The organism is Nonomuraea sp. NPDC050786 (assembly GCF_040654115.1).
Taxonomy (GTDB): domain Bacteria; phylum Actinomycetota; class Actinomycetes; order Streptosporangiales; family Streptosporangiaceae; genus Nonomuraea.
This window is the reverse complement of sequence record NZ_JBFAHJ010000004.1, coordinates 356,170-370,952: the sequence shown is the minus strand read 5'-3', so window position 1 is coordinate 370,952 and position 14,783 is coordinate 356,170. Positions and strand designations below refer to the sequence as shown.

17 protein-coding genes and 1 pseudogene are annotated in these 14,783 nt (G+C 66.6%); 6 read left to right on the top strand and 12 right to left on the bottom strand.

Annotated elements, in window-relative coordinates; translation table 11 throughout:
• Positions 1-31: 31 nt before the first annotated feature.
• The 4 genes from AB0H84_RS11770 to AB0H84_RS11755 all read right to left on the bottom strand — a co-directional run bounded on the left by AB0H84_RS11770 (position 32) and on the right by AB0H84_RS11755 (position 1,446).
• Positions 32-193, bottom strand: coding sequence for a hypothetical protein (locus AB0H84_RS11770; RefSeq protein WP_357601928.1), 162 nt, complete (start codon positions 191-193; stop codon positions 32-34).
• Between the two features lie 44 nt (positions 194-237).
• Positions 238-474: a hypothetical protein gene (locus AB0H84_RS11765; protein ID WP_357601925.1), complete on the bottom strand. Its 237-nt coding sequence runs from the start codon at positions 472-474 to the stop codon at positions 238-240.
• A 181-nt stretch (positions 475-655) separates the two neighbouring features.
• Positions 656-841, bottom strand: a complete 186-nt coding sequence (locus AB0H84_RS11760) for a hypothetical protein (RefSeq protein ID WP_357601923.1) — start codon at positions 839-841, stop codon at positions 656-658.
• A 131-nt stretch (positions 842-972) separates the two neighbouring features.
• On the bottom strand, positions 973-1,446 hold the full coding sequence (locus AB0H84_RS11755; RefSeq protein WP_357601921.1) for an RDD family protein: 474 nt from the start codon (positions 1,444-1,446) through the stop codon (positions 973-975).
• An 830-nt stretch (positions 1,447-2,276) separates the two neighbouring features.
• Here AB0H84_RS11755 and AB0H84_RS11750 point away from each other — a divergent pair.
• Together AB0H84_RS11750 and AB0H84_RS11745 are read left to right on the top strand one after the other, a co-directional pair.
• On the top strand, positions 2,277-2,741 hold the full coding sequence (locus AB0H84_RS11750; protein WP_357601919.1) for an NUDIX domain-containing protein: 465 nt from the start codon (positions 2,277-2,279) through the stop codon (positions 2,739-2,741).
• Positions 2,742-3,251: 510 nt separating this feature from the next.
• A complete protein-coding gene (locus tag AB0H84_RS11745; protein WP_357601916.1) occupies positions 3,252-4,748 on the top strand; it encodes a nitrilase-related carbon-nitrogen hydrolase in 1,497 nt (498 codons plus the stop codon).
• 818 nt (positions 4,749-5,566) lie between these two features.
• Here the strand turns inward: AB0H84_RS11745 and AB0H84_RS11740 are convergent.
• From AB0H84_RS11740 to AB0H84_RS11730, 3 genes are all read right to left on the bottom strand, one after another.
• Positions 5,567-6,499, bottom strand: coding sequence for a MerR family transcriptional regulator (locus AB0H84_RS11740; protein ID WP_357601914.1), 933 nt, complete (start codon positions 6,497-6,499; stop codon positions 5,567-5,569).
• A gap of 694 nt (positions 6,500-7,193) precedes the next feature.
• Complete coding sequence (locus tag AB0H84_RS11735) at positions 7,194-7,679, bottom strand: hypothetical protein (RefSeq protein WP_357601911.1); 486 nt, start codon at positions 7,677-7,679, stop codon at positions 7,194-7,196.
• Between the two features lie 163 nt (positions 7,680-7,842).
• A complete protein-coding gene (locus AB0H84_RS11730; protein WP_357601908.1) occupies positions 7,843-8,265 on the bottom strand; it encodes a hypothetical protein in 423 nt (140 codons plus the stop codon).
• Between the two features lie 396 nt (positions 8,266-8,661).
• On the opposite strand from AB0H84_RS11730, the gene AB0H84_RS11725 reads away from it, so the two are divergent.
• A complete protein-coding gene (locus AB0H84_RS11725) occupies positions 8,662-8,799 on the top strand; it encodes a hypothetical protein (RefSeq protein WP_357601905.1) in 138 nt (45 codons plus the stop codon).
• A gap of 182 nt (positions 8,800-8,981) precedes the next feature.
• Here the strand turns inward: AB0H84_RS11725 and AB0H84_RS11720 are convergent, their stop codons facing one another.
• On the bottom strand, positions 8,982-9,812 hold the full coding sequence (locus tag AB0H84_RS11720) for an MBL fold metallo-hydrolase (RefSeq protein WP_357601902.1): 831 nt from the start codon (positions 9,810-9,812) through the stop codon (positions 8,982-8,984).
• A gap of 85 nt (positions 9,813-9,897) precedes the next feature.
• On the opposite strand from AB0H84_RS11720, the gene AB0H84_RS11715 reads away from it, so the two are divergent.
• The gene (locus tag AB0H84_RS11715; RefSeq protein WP_357601899.1) at positions 9,898-10,506 is read left to right on the top strand and encodes an XRE family transcriptional regulator; all 609 of its coding nucleotides are present in this window, start codon (positions 9,898-9,900) and stop codon (positions 10,504-10,506) included.
• A gap of 408 nt (positions 10,507-10,914) precedes the next feature.
• Here the strand turns inward: AB0H84_RS11715 and AB0H84_RS11710 are convergent, their stop codons facing one another.
• The 4 genes and pseudogenes from AB0H84_RS11710 to AB0H84_RS11695 all read right to left on the bottom strand — a co-directional run.
• Positions 10,915-12,078, bottom strand: a complete 1,164-nt coding sequence (locus tag AB0H84_RS11710) for a hypothetical protein (protein ID WP_357601896.1) — start codon at positions 12,076-12,078, stop codon at positions 10,915-10,917.
• A complete protein-coding gene (locus tag AB0H84_RS11705; RefSeq protein ID WP_357601893.1) occupies positions 12,075-12,587 on the bottom strand; it encodes a SigE family RNA polymerase sigma factor in 513 nt (170 codons plus the stop codon). The genes AB0H84_RS11710 and AB0H84_RS11705 overlap by 4 nt, the downstream gene beginning before the upstream one ends.
• 221 nt (positions 12,588-12,808) lie before the next feature.
• Complete coding sequence (locus AB0H84_RS11700; RefSeq protein ID WP_357601891.1) at positions 12,809-13,150, bottom strand: hypothetical protein; 342 nt, start codon at positions 13,148-13,150, stop codon at positions 12,809-12,811.
• 114 nt (positions 13,151-13,264) lie between these two features.
• A pseudogene (locus AB0H84_RS11695) lies at positions 13,265-13,387 on the bottom strand (TetR family transcriptional regulator); the annotation flags it as partial.
• Positions 13,388-13,606: 219 nt separating this feature from the next.
• On the opposite strand from AB0H84_RS11695, the gene AB0H84_RS11690 reads away from it, so the two are divergent.
• Both AB0H84_RS11690 and AB0H84_RS11685 read left to right on the top strand, forming a co-directional pair.
• The gene (locus AB0H84_RS11690; RefSeq protein WP_357601888.1) at positions 13,607-14,002 is read left to right on the top strand and encodes a VOC family protein; all 396 of its coding nucleotides are present in this window, start codon (positions 13,607-13,609) and stop codon (positions 14,000-14,002) included.
• Between the two features lie 100 nt (positions 14,003-14,102).
• Positions 14,103-14,759 (top strand): CatB-related O-acetyltransferase, encoded by a 657-nt coding sequence (locus AB0H84_RS11685; protein WP_357601885.1) that lies wholly within the window; start codon positions 14,103-14,105, stop codon positions 14,757-14,759.
• The last annotated feature ends 24 nt before the right edge of the window (positions 14,760-14,783 follow it).

The window sequence follows — 14,783 nt, the reverse complement described above, 5'->3', positions numbered from 1 at the left end:
CCTCATCGTCGAGCAGGGAGGTTCGCCCGCGTCAGGGCACGTCGTGTTCCGGTGCGCTGATCGGGAACTTGCCGGGGGCGTCGAGGCGGTGGGCGTGCCATCCGGCCTTGAGCATGCCTTGACCGAGGATGAGATCCACGTCGCGCTGCTCGCGCACGCGGAAGGACAGCCGGATGCCCATCTGAGAGCGCACGGCACCCTTGCCCATGGCGCGCTGTGACGGGCGTTGGGTGGCCGCTACCAGCGTGACGGCAGGGGGCGGCCCCGCCGTGCGATGGAGCCGGTGTAGCGCTCCGCGCCGGGAGCTTCCTCGATCAGTTCGGCGTACTCATTGATCAGGACGATCAGGGCGGGAGCGTCGGGGCAGGGTTCCCAGACGCGCAGGCCCTGTTGGGTGAGGTGATCGGCCCGACCGTCGAGGATGGCGACGGCATCGGCCAACAGCGCGTCGGCCGCCTGTGGCGTGGTGGCCATTCCAGGCAAGATGGCCAGGGCATCAGTTCCATGCCGCGCTTGAGGTCGATGCCTTAGATGATCGCGTCGGGGCAGGCGGTGAGGTCGCCCAACAGGACGTTCACACCGCTCGACTTGTTCGTCGCTGCCAGCAGCGATTACGGTCGCGATGATTTCTGGCGTCTCGTAACTGTGGTTAGCTTTATGCGGATCTCAAGCGCGGCAAGTAGAGCAGCGTGGTCTTGATGACCAACTGCCATTCCTGCTCGTCGCGCAGAAAGCCTTGCTGTACGCCAGCGGCTAGGCGTTGCGAGGTGATGCTTCGCGCCAGAGCGGCCCCCTCGTCGAGGCTCGGCACGGTGGTCAGGGCCTGCATGTAACCCTTCACAACCCAGTTCCCTTGAGCCGAAAGGTGATGATCGCGTAGTTCCCACACTAGGGCAGTCGGCGCAGTGGAGTGCACGGGCTTGGTGGTGTCGCCGGACGGGCCAATGATTGCTTTAGGCCTGGTGCCGATATTCAGCGCATGATGACCGCGCTCTTGACGATTTTGTCGTGCAGGCATTGGCAATTCGGCTTGTCCCACAAGCACCACAGGTGATCCAACACCAAAAAGATGCAGGATATTGTCATCACTACGTGCGACAGATGACGGGTCAACGCGCGCCAGTAGCCGAGATTGCCATCATGGTATTTATCTGCGATGCCAATACGAACGACCCTGATGCGACAGATGAGCTTGCCTGCTGTACCACCCCACGTCGCCGTCATGATCGGCGAGTAGGTCAGGGTCAGAAGTATCAGGAGGATGGACCTGGCATCTCTTTCGTCTATACCGTCGAAGACGTAAAGTAGAAGTTGACTCACAGCCAGCAGTAGGGCAGCAAAAACGACGCAGTCGATCAGAAAAGCAACCAAACGTAAGCCTTGCGATGCGAGAGATGGGGGCAGTTCGCTCGGCTGGTCATGGAATGGCGTGCTGGGGGCGTTCACGGCATCTCCCTGTGCGTGAGGCCAGTGACCGGTCCGGGTGCGCGCAGGCCGGGGCCTTCTCGGAAGACCTTATCGTGGTCTTGACGCTTCTTGACACCGGTTACAAAGAGTGAATGTGCACTGCTGACTCAGAGGCAAAGGAAGGCCACCGCCGAGTGGTGGTGGCCTGGTGGTTGAGGTCAGTCGTGCTCGGCACCGCATTGAGTCGGGACGGTGCCCGGTAGCCACGGCCACGAGTCGCGATCGTCGTTTGGGGGGCGCTTGCTCGGGCCGGGGATGCCCGGCCAGCATCGGCGTGACTATCCTTCGGGTGGTGGCCAGGTCGCTCAGTAGCTCTTCCAGGGCCGCCACCTGCTCACGCAACGACTCAGGTTGCCCGCGGACAGACTCCTCATCCGCAGCCAGTTGCTCCAGCAGCGATGCTTCGCCCAACGTCATGCTCGACCTCCACGTACTGGCGCTGTGCGCAACCTGCAAGAATTCATGACTGCACAGAGTCACACAGTGCCTGCAAAACGTAACTTGAGCTGGCTTTGCAGCTCGCGTGAAGAGACACATCTGCAACAGGCCCCTCACAGTCGAGCACAGCTCCACCTTCACGACTGCAGACCGCCGGAAGGCTCGACAGCGGTGCTGCATCGGGCGGGCCCAGTAAGATCGCAAACTGCTCGTTGAGGATGAGCCGCCGCCAGCGACGCAAGGTGGAGGCTCCGGCGGCCTGTGGACGGGGAAAGAAGAGACCATCCAACGCCAGGGAGTAATCGCTGAGCTGTCACGCTCCCGCTGTTCGGCACATTCAACTGCATCGCCTCTCAGATCGGACCCGTCATATGCGCCAGCCCTACACCGTCCTCGTTTTTCCTTTTCGGACAACTGCGGGTATGCCGGAATACGCTCTCTTCCAGAGAGCGGATGATTCTCATTGGCAGAGCGTGGCCGGCGGCGTCGAGGAAGGCGAGGATCTGGAGAGCGCGGCCCGTCGCGAGTTCGCCGAGGAGACCGGTCTGCCTACGGTAGGACCGCTGTTCAAGCTCGACATGGTAAGCGGAGTAGAGAAGAGTTGCTTTGCGGTGAGCAAGCTCTGGCCCGAGAACGTCTATATCGTGCCCAAGCACTTCTTCGCCTGTGACGTCACCCGAGAAAAGGCCCAGATAGTGCTCTCCTCGGAGCATCGAGACACACAGTGGCTGCAGTATCAGGCCGCATACGAGTCGCTGCGTTACGACGACGACAAGACAGCGCTTTGGGAACTCGACCAGCGGATTCACCGCGGGGACCTGCCGGGCGCGCCATAGCAGGCGAAGTACTGCAGCAAGCGTGGCCGGTTCGCCTCAGGTCGAACTGGCGAAGTTGAGACGTGATGTGCCACCGCCTCTGCCGCGCCAGGTCAGCCCGTATGAACACCCATCCAGTCGTCTTCCCCGTCGTGTCGACGAGCATCGGGCGGCGGCAGGGCGGCGCGGCCAGTCCGGGAAACGAACATTGTCCCATCGGGAAGCGATCTTCTCGACCCCCATTGCCCTCCTGGTCAGCCCTGCTCGTGAACACCCCACCAGGGGTCGTTTTTGAGACGGCTGGACCGAAGTTGATGGGATCCCGTCTGATCATCTGATCAGGCGGGATCTTGTCGTTTCAGGGGTTTCCGAATTGGATTCGTTCTGTGTGGGGCCGGTACCACCATCTTTGTGATCTTCTGAGTGGCAAATCGAGGGGTATGCCTTCCGCTCAGGCGGGGGGTGTTCCTTACCCCGGTTCGGGGGCGTGCGAGATGGGATGGTGAGGTCCGCGCTGCCTAAATTTTCCGCATGAATCGTCAGACTCGATGGGCAATGCTCGCTGCCGGAACCGCGCTCTCGGCCGTGGCCGCGCACGGTCGATGGGAAGTGGCCGGCGCGGCATGGGGCTATCTGATCCTGTTATTACGGTACTCCCGCACAAGCCGGCCTCTACCGGCAATGGGAGGCATCGCACTCGCTACCACGGTGGCCACCACATTCTGGCTCTACGAGAGCGGGCTGCCAGTATTCAGCCCAGTCTTGGCGCTCTCCCTGGTCATGGCGCTGGCGGGCGTGGTGCCGTACGTTCTGGACCGTCTGATCGCGGCGCGCTTGCCCGGCGCGTGGGCCACGCTGGTCTTCCCCGCGGGGGTGGTCAGCGTGGAGTACGCGCTCGCGAGCCTCAGCCCGGTCGGCAACATCCTGAGCTCGCTGGCCGCCACCCAGCACGACAACCTCCCGTTGCTGCAGGTCGTCTCGGTGACCGGTGGCTACGGGGTCAGCTTCCTCATCGCATGGTTCGCCGCCGTCTGCAATCACCTCTGGCAGGACGGCTTCGCTTGGCGGCGGGTGGCACCCTTCGGAGCCGTGCTCGCGCTGGTGCTTGCCGGAGGAAGCCTGCGGTTGGCATTCGCGGCGCCCGCTGGTGAAACCGTACGGGTGGCTGGGGTCAGCCCTGCGCGTTCGGTCCTGGAGACGTCCAACAGGGCCTTGAACGGTTACCCCTCGCCAGAACAGCTTGCCGGCGCCGACCCCGACATGGTTCGGCGGGTATTCGCTCCCGTTAATGACTCCCTGCTGGCCGCCACCGAACGGGAGGCCAAAGCCGGAGCCAAGATCGTGGTCTGGCCGGAGGCGGGTGGTGCGGCACGCGAGGCCGACAGGCAGCGGCTGATCGACGAGATCGCCGCGATCGCCGCCAGGACAGGCAGCTATGTGAACGCGGGATTGATCGTGATCACGGGCGCGCCGCCGTACATGCGCAACGAGACTGTCCTCGTCGATCCGAGAGGGAAGGCCCGATGGACGTATGAGAAGGCCCGCCCGGTGCCGGGCCTGGATCCGTTCAACCCCGGCGACGGCAGGGTGCCGACCGCGGACACGCCGTTCGGCCGCCTGGCCAATGTCATCTGTTTCGACGCCGACTTCCCCGTGCTGATGCGGCAGGCCGGGGATGTGGATGTGATGTTGGTGCCGTCGAACGACTGGTACGGCTTCGGCGCCGCGCATACAGAGAAGGCAGGCATCCGGGCGGTGGAGAACGGGTACTCGCTGGTTCGTCAGGCGAGCAACGGCCTGGCCGCTGTCTTCGATCCCCACGGCCGAACGCTCACCTCGGCGGACTACTTCACGACCACGCAGCAGACGATGATCGCGCATGTGCCTGTCGCCGGTAGTCCGACGGTATATGCGCGGGTCGGCGACGTGTTCGCCTGGCTCTGTCTCGCGGCAATGGCCGCCCTCGGGGTCGCGGCCATGCGCGCCAAGCGGCTGACCGTCGCCCCATCCGGGAAACGATCAGAGTGAACTCGGGAAGCGATCTTCTAAGCACCTCCTTCCTCCCAGGATGGACCCACTCGTGAACACCGCACCCAGGGCCGTTCTTGGGACGGCTGGACTGAGGTTGACGGGATCCCGTCTGATCACCGCGACCAGGCGGGATCTCGCCGTTTCATGTCCTGTCGCAGCGAAGACTGAGCATTGTCATCGAAGGTCGATCAGGACTACGGTGTCTCGCCGAAGGTTAAGTGACTACTTCACTCACAACTTGTGGAGAGCCTTGCGCCGATCTTCGCGGGGAGAAGGCCCACGCCTGGATGAAGGGCCCGCGGTCCTCCGCTCAGGTCATCGCAGGCCCGGCATCAAGCTGGACCGCCGGTTCCGTGACGGCCTCCTCCAGCGCCGGCTCCTGACCGACTGCGTCCGGATGGGGGTCAACGTCGCGTTGCTGGAGATGCTCGGCGAGGTCAGGACATTGCCTCGATAGTCATGGCCGCCGACGGCATGGACTGCTCCGCCGACACTTTAGGCGGGTACGCAACATCATCTGTTCCAGCGACATCGCAGTACTCGAGAGCGAAGGTCCCGTCACATCTTCGGGCCTTCGGGGCTGAGCCGGCACGGCATGGCCTCCCACGATGCGCTGCTCATCGATGACTCGGCGACCGACTGCGCCGCCTTCCGACAGCGGACAGGAACCGCACTGCCCTGGCGAACGGGCGCCGACGACTCGCCGAGGCTGCAGCCGCGCTGAGCCGATGGCTCGACGCGCCTGCCGTCCGGATATCGCCTGCGCTGCCGTCGTCGTGAGCAGATGCTGGCGGCATCCAAGGCGGAGAGCGACCTCACCGACCCGCACGCAGGGCCTGAATGAACCAGCTGAACAGCGGTGCCATGCTCGGCGGCACCGGCCAGCCATTGATCACCGCGAGCAGCTGCAGGTAACGCTCGGCGAAGGGTTCGTCGGCCGCCTGCAGGCGGTTCAGCATCCAGTCCCGCAGGTGGGCGTCGTCGGCGCGGCCGAAGGTCTGCGCGTATCGGGTGGCGAGGGCGCTGACGATCGCGGCCGCCTGCGGCGAGGCGGGGTCCACGCCCGCGGCCAGCGCCGCGCCGACGCGGTCGCGGACCTCCTCGGTGAGCTCGTGGTGCAGCCCCGTGGTGTCGCCCTGGGCGCGTTCGGCCGCCTGGTATTCGGCCAGCCGGCGGACCGCCGCGCGGAACTGCGGGTCCTGAACCAGTTCGGCCAGCTCCACCCAGGCGTCCACCTGCGCGGGATCAGGGTCGTCGGGCAGGTCCGGCATGGCCGAGCGCATCATCGCGACCCACTCGGGATTGGCGTCGAGATCGCCCAAGACCTCGTCGATGAAGTCGGTGACGAGGCGGTGGCGTTCCTCGTTGGAGAGTTTGGCGAGCCTGTGCATGAGTTCCGTCTCCTCTAACGTCGATCCCCTTCTGGCCACCGCGCGTAGCACGGCCCGGCGCAGCCGCAGGATGCGGATCTGCACGTCCAGGGCCTCGGCGTACTCCTCGGCGACCTGCGCCACCGGAAGATCGCGCTCCAGCAGGCGCTGCACAGTGGAGAGATCGATCCCCAGCTCGCGCAGCGCGCGCACGAACTCCAGCCGGGCCAGCGCGCCGACGTCGTACAACCGGTAACCAGCGGGACTGCGGGTGGTGGGCGGTACGAGCCCGCGGTCGGAATAGAACCTGATCGCTTTCACCGTGAGCCCGGTGTGCCGGGCCAGGTCTCCGATCGTCAGCAGCACGTCGCCGTCCATGCGCACACTCTGCCGTCTCCCCTCAGGGGAGACTCAACCGCAGAAGCCGGGATCTTCACAGCATGTGAAAGATCAAGGGGCCTCTGCGACCCTGATCTCCACTCACAAGATCGACGCGATGCTCAGCTTCACGAGTGGGGGTGATGGTCAGCGTCACCGCTCGGCCGGGTGCCCGACGACGGAGGCGACGTACTCGAAGCCCGGGATCTCGAGGAGCCAGCCCGGGAAACGATCAATCATCTCCATCTCGGGAAGCGATCTTCTACGGCTCCCACTCACTACACCTCACACCCACTCGTGAACTCCCCACCCAGGGCCGTTCTTGAAACGGCCGGACTGCAGTTCACGGGATCCCGTCTGATCATCGAGATCAGGCGGGATCGCGTCGTTTCAGGGGTTTCGAGTCGCGTTCGGGCGTCTCTGGGGCCGGTGTGGTGGGCGCCGGGGGAGGCTCGGGTGGTGTCAGGCCGCTGGAGGAGCACGAGAATCGCGCCTGCCGGGGTCGGCGGGTCGGTGGCGTTTTAAGCGTCGAGTCCAGTCGTGGTCTCGTCCGGTGCGAGATCGGGCTGGTGGGCGTGCCTCCAGACATCGAGGAAGCGGTCGTTGGCGACGTTGACGAACAGCGCGATGAGCCGCGTTTGGGCGACACGGCCGTGCGGCGGGCCGGTTCTTGGCTTCGCCCAGGCGCGGGAGCTCAGCTGTACGAGTAAGACTGCGCGCTGCAGCCGGTGATGTAGGGCCCGGGGTAAACCTGTTGGGTGGTGCAGCCCCAGGTGGCGTTCAGGGTCGTGGCCCAGGAGGGGATGCTGATCGCCGGTCCGTTGGTCCAGCCGACCTGGTCCCACTGGTGACCGCCGCTGCAGATGGCCGACACGCTCACCGCGGTACTCCCGCCGGGCAGGCTGATCGTGAACGACCAGGAGTGGTTCGCCGGGTTCGCGACCATCGAGCTGTAGGGCACAGCCACGCCGTATGAAGGAGGTGCGGAGCCGACCGAGACGTACGAGGCGTACCAGTCCCGGGTGTCGCCGGAGTAGTCGACGTTGAGGCAGTCCACTGTGCCGTTGAGCGTCAGGGCTGAGGCGGCGGCGGGCTGCTGCATGGTCACGACCATCGCGGCGGTGGTGGCCAGCATCGCGCCGACCGCCAGTGCCCGGCGGGTCAGGTTGCCAGCAATCATGGGGTCCCTTTCTTCGCGCCGTTGACTGTGGAGATTTCACCGGAGTGCCGGCCCGCCATCCGCGAGCCGCGCCGCCCTCATCGGGGTGAGGCCGACGCGCAGGCCAGGTCCGAGGACCGGTATACGTCGGTGGAGCTGGTCGAGTGTCGGGCTCATATGAAGCTCAGGTGCAGGTGATGGTGATGGGCGTGGTGGCGACACGCTGGGAGAAGTCGGGCGCTCCGCCATCGAGGTTGGCGAATCCGTAGCCCATGACGTGGTAGTTGCCGGGCACGCACGACACCATGTTGATCTTGTAGGCGTAAGCCACGTTGCTCTGGTAGGTCTCGGCGTAGCCCAGATAGGTGCCGTCCCGGTACAAGGAGAGGTATCCGCCGATGAACGAAACTTTCTGGTTGCAGCTGACCTCGACATAGGCGTAAACGGAGGTCGTGTACAACTGGATCGGGTTGCTGATGGTGATAGCGCAATTGAGGGCCGTGGCGCTCATGCTGGACGCGGTCGCCGCCTGAGCGGGGGACGCCCCGAGCACCAGGGCCGCCGCCGTGCCTAATGCGAGGATGCGCATTCCATGAAGGGATTTCAAGGAGCCATCTCTCCCTACCGCCCGATGGCAATCCGGAGCGCGCGGGCCACGCGCCCGAGACGAGGCAGGACATGTCTTCCCGAGGGGAGGATCACACAATGGCCATGGACCTGACAGACCCACATGGAGCACCGCCCTCCGAAACAAGCGGTGAATCGCGGTTTCCGCACAGTCCGTAAAGGGGCGGCGACCTCGCCCCGCGGAGTCAACAGGCTGGTCGCAGGACATGTGACGCCGTGCGATGTGGCGGTCGGGCCCGCGTCCTCACAGTCGTCCGCGCGACGGTGTTAGTGAAACTTTCAACACGGGGACGCCTGGCGGCGAAGCGGAGGACGAGTACGCGCCCGGGCCCCGAAGGAATTGGCCCAGGATCCGCAGGCCTGGCCCCACGCGAGCATGAACGGGGACATCGCCGCCGAGCCGGCGAACCGGGTCGACATGGACAGGCGCGAGACCGCGGAATGGCGCAAGGTCCTCGCGGACCTGGAAGCCGCCGCTGCGACCTTTCATCGTGCCGTGAATCTCATCAGCTGAGCCAAGGAGGTGTTGGCCGGCGGTCATGCGGGCCCTGAGGCCGACTCGTTCGACTCCGACGAGCCACGACCGCCCTCGCGGCGGCGGTCCAGGTGGTCGAGTTCGTGGGCGCCCAGCCGGGCCAGAGGAGCTTGCCCTCCTTGGCCGCCATCGCGAGCGCGGCCCGGAGCCGACAGGCTCGATCAGCCGATCGGTGGTGCGAGGTATTCCAGCGCATAACCGTCGCCGGAGGGGGTTACGCGGGCGATGCCGGGTGAGTCGAGGTGGGCGCCGGCTACGAAGTGGTGTGGTCGGGTCAGTTGTTCGAGGAGGGTCGCTCGCGCGGCGCGGGCCTGGGACTGGTTGCCGTCGAGCTCCCAGGACACGTTCGGCTGATCGAATTGGAGCGTGGGAACGTGAACGGTGTCGCCCCAGACGAGAAGGTGACCGGTGCCGCTCCTGACGTCGTAGACGGTGTGACCGGGTGTGTGGCCCGGTGTCGGGATCGCGGTGATCCAGTCGTTGATCGCGACCTTCTCCGACACGGGTACGACCCGGTCGCGGATCGGCTCGAGCCGCCCCGTGAACACCGAGATGTCGCCCGCGCCGATCCACACGCGCTCGAGTTTGGTGAACGCCTCTGAACCGTCCGGCGCGATCAGGCCGCTCACGTGGTCTTCGTGCTTGTGGGTGATGGCCACATCGGTGACATGCGCGCGGTCGATTCCCGCTTCGTCGAGCGCGTCGTAGATCAATCCCATGGTGGGGTCGTGCCAGGCGTTGGACGCGCCGGTGTCGATGAGGACCGACCGCGTGCCGTCGGTGACGAAGAAGGCGTTGACCGACAGCCGCAAGTTCTCGCCGGCCAGCGGGACGGTGGCCGGCAGCTCATCGAGCGGGCGCCCGTCCTCGTCGCGGAGCCGTGTCGGCGGCATGTCGATGTACCCGTCTCGCAACGAGATCACCTGCAGATCGCCGAATTCGAAGGTGGCATGGTGCCGGCCACTTGAGATCAAACGCATGGAACCCTCCATCGTGTGTCTCCTATAGAAGATGTAATCTTCTTTAGAAGAGACCCTACACTATGGCCAGCGAGGTATCCATCGATCGAGGAGCACGGTGGTCGAGCAAGACGCAAACGCGGCCCAACCGCAGCACGGTGACGACCTGGCCGGCGCGTTCGGCGGTAACGTGCGGCGACGCCGCGAGGAGGCGGGGCTGACGCTGGAGCAGCTGTCCACACAGTCGTCGGTCAGCCGGGCGATGCTGTCCAAGGTCGAACGCGGTGAGAAGAGCCCGACGATCGGCGTCGCGTCCAGGATCGCCCACGCGCTCGACGCGTCGCTCTCGGACCTGATCGGTGCGCCGGCTGCTGCCGCCTCTGGTGTGGCCATTGTCATGCGCAAGAACGATCGCCCCGTTTTCCGTGACCCGGAAACCGGCTTCGAGCGGCACATGGTGTCAGCGGCCCCGGGCGCCGGAAAAGGCGAGATGGTCGTCCACTACCTTCCCGCGCAGGTCTCCACCGGGCTGCTGCCCGCGTATCCGCCGGGTACGGAGAAACAGCTCGTGGTGCTCGAAGGCACCCTCACCGTCGCGATCGGCGGGATCAGCGAGACCCTGAACACAGGCGACTCGCTGTTCTTCCAGGCCGACGCGGACCACGGCTTCGCCAACCGTACGAACGCTCCCTGCGAATACATCATGGTCATCTCGCGTAGAGCCTGACCGGCCGCAGCGTGCTGGACAAGCCTGTCCTGCAACACACCGCCCCGTCCCGTACGGGGCGGGTCAGTTCCTCGCGCGCGATGGACAGTCGTCCCAGGCGACGCTGCACCCCGGACAGCCCGCTACGGCCTACCTGCGCGAGCACTATTGGCAACTCCGCTCCAGCCACCATGGCTCGACGTTGCCATGTGCTGGACCGTGGACCGAAGTTGCCGGGATCCCGTCTGATCATCGAGATCAGGCGGGATCTTGTCGTTCAGGGGTCCGAAATGGGGTTCGTCCAGGTTTGGGGCCGCAGCCCAGGTGGCCGGGCGGGCCCGGGTGGGGGCAGGCCGCCGGTCGAGGTCCACGTTCGCGGGCAACCTCACGGGGCGGAGCTTCCGGGTCTTAGGGCGTGGACGCGGCTCGTCACCAGGCGGCGGCTGGGGCGCCAGGGATGACGTCGTGGAACGCGCCGCTTTGGGGACGGTAGACGGCGAGCTGTCGCACTTGCCCGGTCTCCACGTTCACCGCGTAGGTGATGTGGCGGTTCTCGTTCCAACGGTCCGACGGGGTGGTGGCGAGCGTGACCTCGGACGCATTCAGCCAGGCGCCGAGGGTGAGCCCACGACTGTCCTTCCGCAGGCCGCGCATCGTCACCGTCTTCTTGGCTTTACCTGTCTTGGCATCGAGCACGGTGATCGTGCCGTCATAGCTGTACGGGTACGGGCTCTGGTCCCGCCGCAATGCGGCCAGGCCGGAGCCGTCAGGGGCAAGCCCGCTGAAGCGTGTGTACGCCTCACCCACCGCGATGGGGGAACCGCCGCCGCCCGTCAGAGGCATCACCCAGATGCCTGGCTGCTGGCCGTACTTCGCGTCCCGGGTCAAGGTCACGGTGGCGCCGTCGATGCTCCTGGGATCCCACCCCATCGGCAGGGGCAGCGTGGTCCTCGCTCGCATGTCGATGATCAGGCCGTCGGCCTTTCTGGACGGATAGCCGGTGAAGGCGAGGTAGCGCCCGTCGTCGGAGAGTTCCAGGCGCGCGTTGCCGCCCAGTTCTGCTTCCGTGATGGCGACGGGCGCGGCCTGCTCGGCGCCGCTCGCCAGGTCTCGTACTTTGAACGTCCTGGCCGGCCGGCTGTAGTAGGCGATGATGCGCCCGTCACGGCTGATCGCCAGCGGGTAGAAGCTCTGTCCGCTCTTGTAGCCCAGGGCTTGGGGTACGTGGTACGTCTCGCCGGCACGGGTCACCACGCGCCACCCGCCGTTCCTGCAGTCGGTGAGGACGGGGGCACTGCTGTGGCAGAAGGTCCGGTAGGCGTAGCTGAGCGGCCCGACGCCTCGGCCGGGCAGGTCGGCGATCTTGCCGGTCGCCGCTGCGACGATGGTCCGGTCGGGCTGCGACGGTCCGATGCCGGGAAAGACACCCAGTACGACGCCGGTGAGCACCGCCAGCCCCGCCGCGCCGGCCGCGCCGGCGGCGGCCATGCGGGCCCGCCGTCTGCGCCTACTGCGGGTGATCGCCCAGTCGGCCAGGTTGATGGCCGGGGCATCGGCTGCCACATCGTCCAGCGCCTCGCGCAGCCTGTTCATCGGCGCGCCTCCTCGGTCTCAGTGAACAACTCGGACAGCTCGGGCGCGAGCGTGCGCAGGCGGCCGAGCGCATGGTGGGTCTGGCTCTTGACGGTGCCAACCGAACAGCCGAGGATCTCCGCGGTCTCCCGCTCGCTGAGATCTTCATAGAAGCGCAGGACGATCACAGCGCGTTGGCGGGGCGTGAGCCTGGTCAGGGCCTTGTGCAGGACGATGCGGTCGATGGTGGCGTCGTCGTGGGCGTGGCCGCGTTCCGGCGGGTCGGCGCTGGGCGACTCCCGCTGTTTGCGCCGCTGCCAGGAGATGTACTGGTTGATCAGGGCCTTGCGCGTGTACGCCTCGGGGGTGCCGTGCCGGATCAGCCTGGGCCAGTGTCCGGCGACCTTGAGCAGGACACTCTGCATCAGGTCCTCGGCGAGGTGGGCGTCTCCCGTGAGCAGGTACGCGCTCCGCATCAGCGCTTGCTGGCGCGCGAGCACGAACTCGCGGAAGCCGTCATATCGATCCAAGATGGCGATCTCCTCTCACCGGTACTCACGCCCGCGAGTGGCGGACAGGTTGGAACCGATCTGGGGAGAGAACCTTGGCGGCTCCTGAAGCCTGCGGCGCGGTCGCGCAGCAGCACACTGCGCGGCTCGGCGCCGCACCCATCCGTCGCCTTGGAACACCCGGCTCGCCGGCGACCGCCCGGCGCCGAGCCTGCCCGAACAGCAGGCCGCGATGACTCACATCAGGCGGAGGCGTAGTCGGCCAGGGCGGGCTCCAGCAGGTCGAAGGCCTGGGTGGCTTCGGCGGCGACGGTGTGGGCGATCTGGTCGTTGGGGTGTCCGGCGAGGGAGAGGGTCTGGATGCGGTGGAACAGCACGCGGTGCACGGTGCCCAGCAGGGCGGCGGCGGTCTGCACGGTGATGTCGTCGGGCTGAGCGGCAGTGACGTCGGCCAGCGCCTGGGCGAGATGCTGTTCACGCTGGTCGTGCAGGCCGCGCAGGCAGACGGTCAGGGTGGGACTGTCGGCGATCATGCGGGCGAACTCCTGGCCGGAGAATCCGGCGACCGGGTCCTGGGCGGCCACGGCGTCGGCGAACGCGCGGCGCAGCGCTGCCAGCGCTGACTCCCCTGGGCGTCGCGCGGTGACGGCACGGGCCAGGGAGGCGGCGAACGCCTCCTGATGGTCCAGAGCCAGGTCTTCCTTGCGCGGGAAGTAATTGGTGACGGTCTTCTTGGCGACGCGGGCGGCGGCGGCGATCTCGGCGATGGTCGTCTGCTCGAAGCCCTGGGCGATGAAGAGCCGGGTCGCGTGGTCGGAGATGAGCTGCCGGGGTCTCGTGCGTGGTCGAGTTCGCTCGTGTGCCCCGGTCGCAGCAGCCCGAGCGCGCCCCGCTGCACGGCGCCGAACTGCGTCGTCCGCCGTCCGACCACAGCATCCGTGCGTCGCAGCAATCCCGGGGCATGCGCGTCGTACCCCGGCGCCGCAGCTACTGACCTCACCCCGCCCCCACCCCCACCCCGCCGTACCAGAGGAGACTCTGTGCAGTTCATCGCTTCCACTGCCTCGCTGACCGTCGACGACGTCGCCGCCTCCCAGGCGTTCTTCACCACCTACCTGGGCTACACCGTCCAGCAGGCCGCCGACGGCTTCGCCTCCCTGTCGCGCGACGACGCGATCGACATCGTCCTGCTCGCCCGCGGCATCGAGGTGCTGCCGCCCGAGCAGCGCGACCAGCGTGCCAGCGGTCTGATCCTCGCCTTCACCCTCGCCGGCGGCCTGGCCGAGCAGGAAAAGCGGCTGCGCGACGCCGGGGCGCGGATCACCATGCCGCTGCGCCGGGAGCCCTGGGGCGAAGCCTTGTTCCAGGTCACCGACCCCAACGGGGTGATCGTCCAGTTCGTCGAATGGGCCGCGGCGGGCACCCCATCGAAATGATCAATGCGCCTTGTCTCTGATCTCGGCCCCTGCGGGGCAGCGGTAACCTCGCCCTCCACCATGACCGGCCCGCCCGACCTCCCTCAGGAAGGAACCTCTCTTGACGCCCGACCCGATGACCGTGCACCCACTGCCCGCCCACGAGCGCGTGGTCTTCCTCAAACCGCTGGTCAGCTCGCCGACGATCACGGTGGGTGAGTACACCTACTACGACGATCCCGACGGCGCGACCGGCTTCGAGCAGCGCAACGTGCTGTACGCCTACGGGCCGGAGCGGCTGATCATCGGCAGGTACTGCGCGATCGCCGCCGGCACCCGTTTCCTGATGGCCGGCGCCGACCACCCGACAATGGGCGTGTCCACCTTCCCGTTCACCATGTTCGGCGGCGAGTGGGCTGAACGCACCCTCGACATCGTCACCGGTATGCCCAGCCGGGGCGACACCGTGGTCGGCAATGACGTGTGGTTCGGCTACCAGGCCACCGTCATGCCCGGGCTGACCATCGGCGACGGCGCCGTCATCGCGGCCGGCGCCGTGGTCACCGCCGACGTCCCGCCGTACACGATCGTCGGTGGCAACCCGGCCAGGACCATCCGCCGCCGCTTCGCGGACGCCGACGTCGAACGACTGCTGCGAGCCGCCTGGTGGGACTGGCCCGCCGACCTGGTGACCGAGCACGCCCGCACCATCATGGCCGGCACCCCGGCCGACATCGCCCGCATCGCCGCCGAGCATGGGCTGGAGAAGAGCCTTTGACCCATGTGACCATCGCAGGAGGCA

What these genes read in the sequence shown, in the direction of transcription:
- AB0H84_RS11765 (WP_357601925.1), bottom strand. Translation starts at nt 474, where the DNA reads ATGGCCACCACGCCACAGGCGGCCGACGCGCTGTTGGCCGATGCCGTC.
- AB0H84_RS11750 (WP_357601919.1), top strand. Translation starts at nt 2,277, where the DNA reads ATGCGCCAGCCCTACACCGTCCTCGTTTTTCCTTTTCGGACAACTGCG.
- AB0H84_RS11745 (WP_357601916.1), top strand. Translation starts at nt 3,252, where the DNA reads ATGAATCGTCAGACTCGATGGGCAATGCTCGCTGCCGGAACCGCGCTC.
- AB0H84_RS11740 (WP_357601914.1), bottom strand. Translation starts at nt 6,499, where the DNA reads ATGGACGGCGACGTGCTGCTGACGATCGGAGACCTGGCCCGGCACACC.
- AB0H84_RS11735 (WP_357601911.1), bottom strand. Translation starts at nt 7,679, where the DNA reads ATGATTGCTGGCAACCTGACCCGCCGGGCACTGGCGGTCGGCGCGATG.
- AB0H84_RS11725 (WP_357601905.1), top strand. Translation starts at nt 8,662, where the DNA reads ATGAACGGGGACATCGCCGCCGAGCCGGCGAACCGGGTCGACATGGAC.
- AB0H84_RS11720 (WP_357601902.1), bottom strand. Translation starts at nt 9,812, where the DNA reads ATGGAGGGTTCCATGCGTTTGATCTCAAGTGGCCGGCACCATGCCACC.
- AB0H84_RS11710 (WP_357601896.1), bottom strand. Translation starts at nt 12,078, where the DNA reads ATGAACAGGCTGCGCGAGGCGCTGGACGATGTGGCAGCCGATGCCCCG.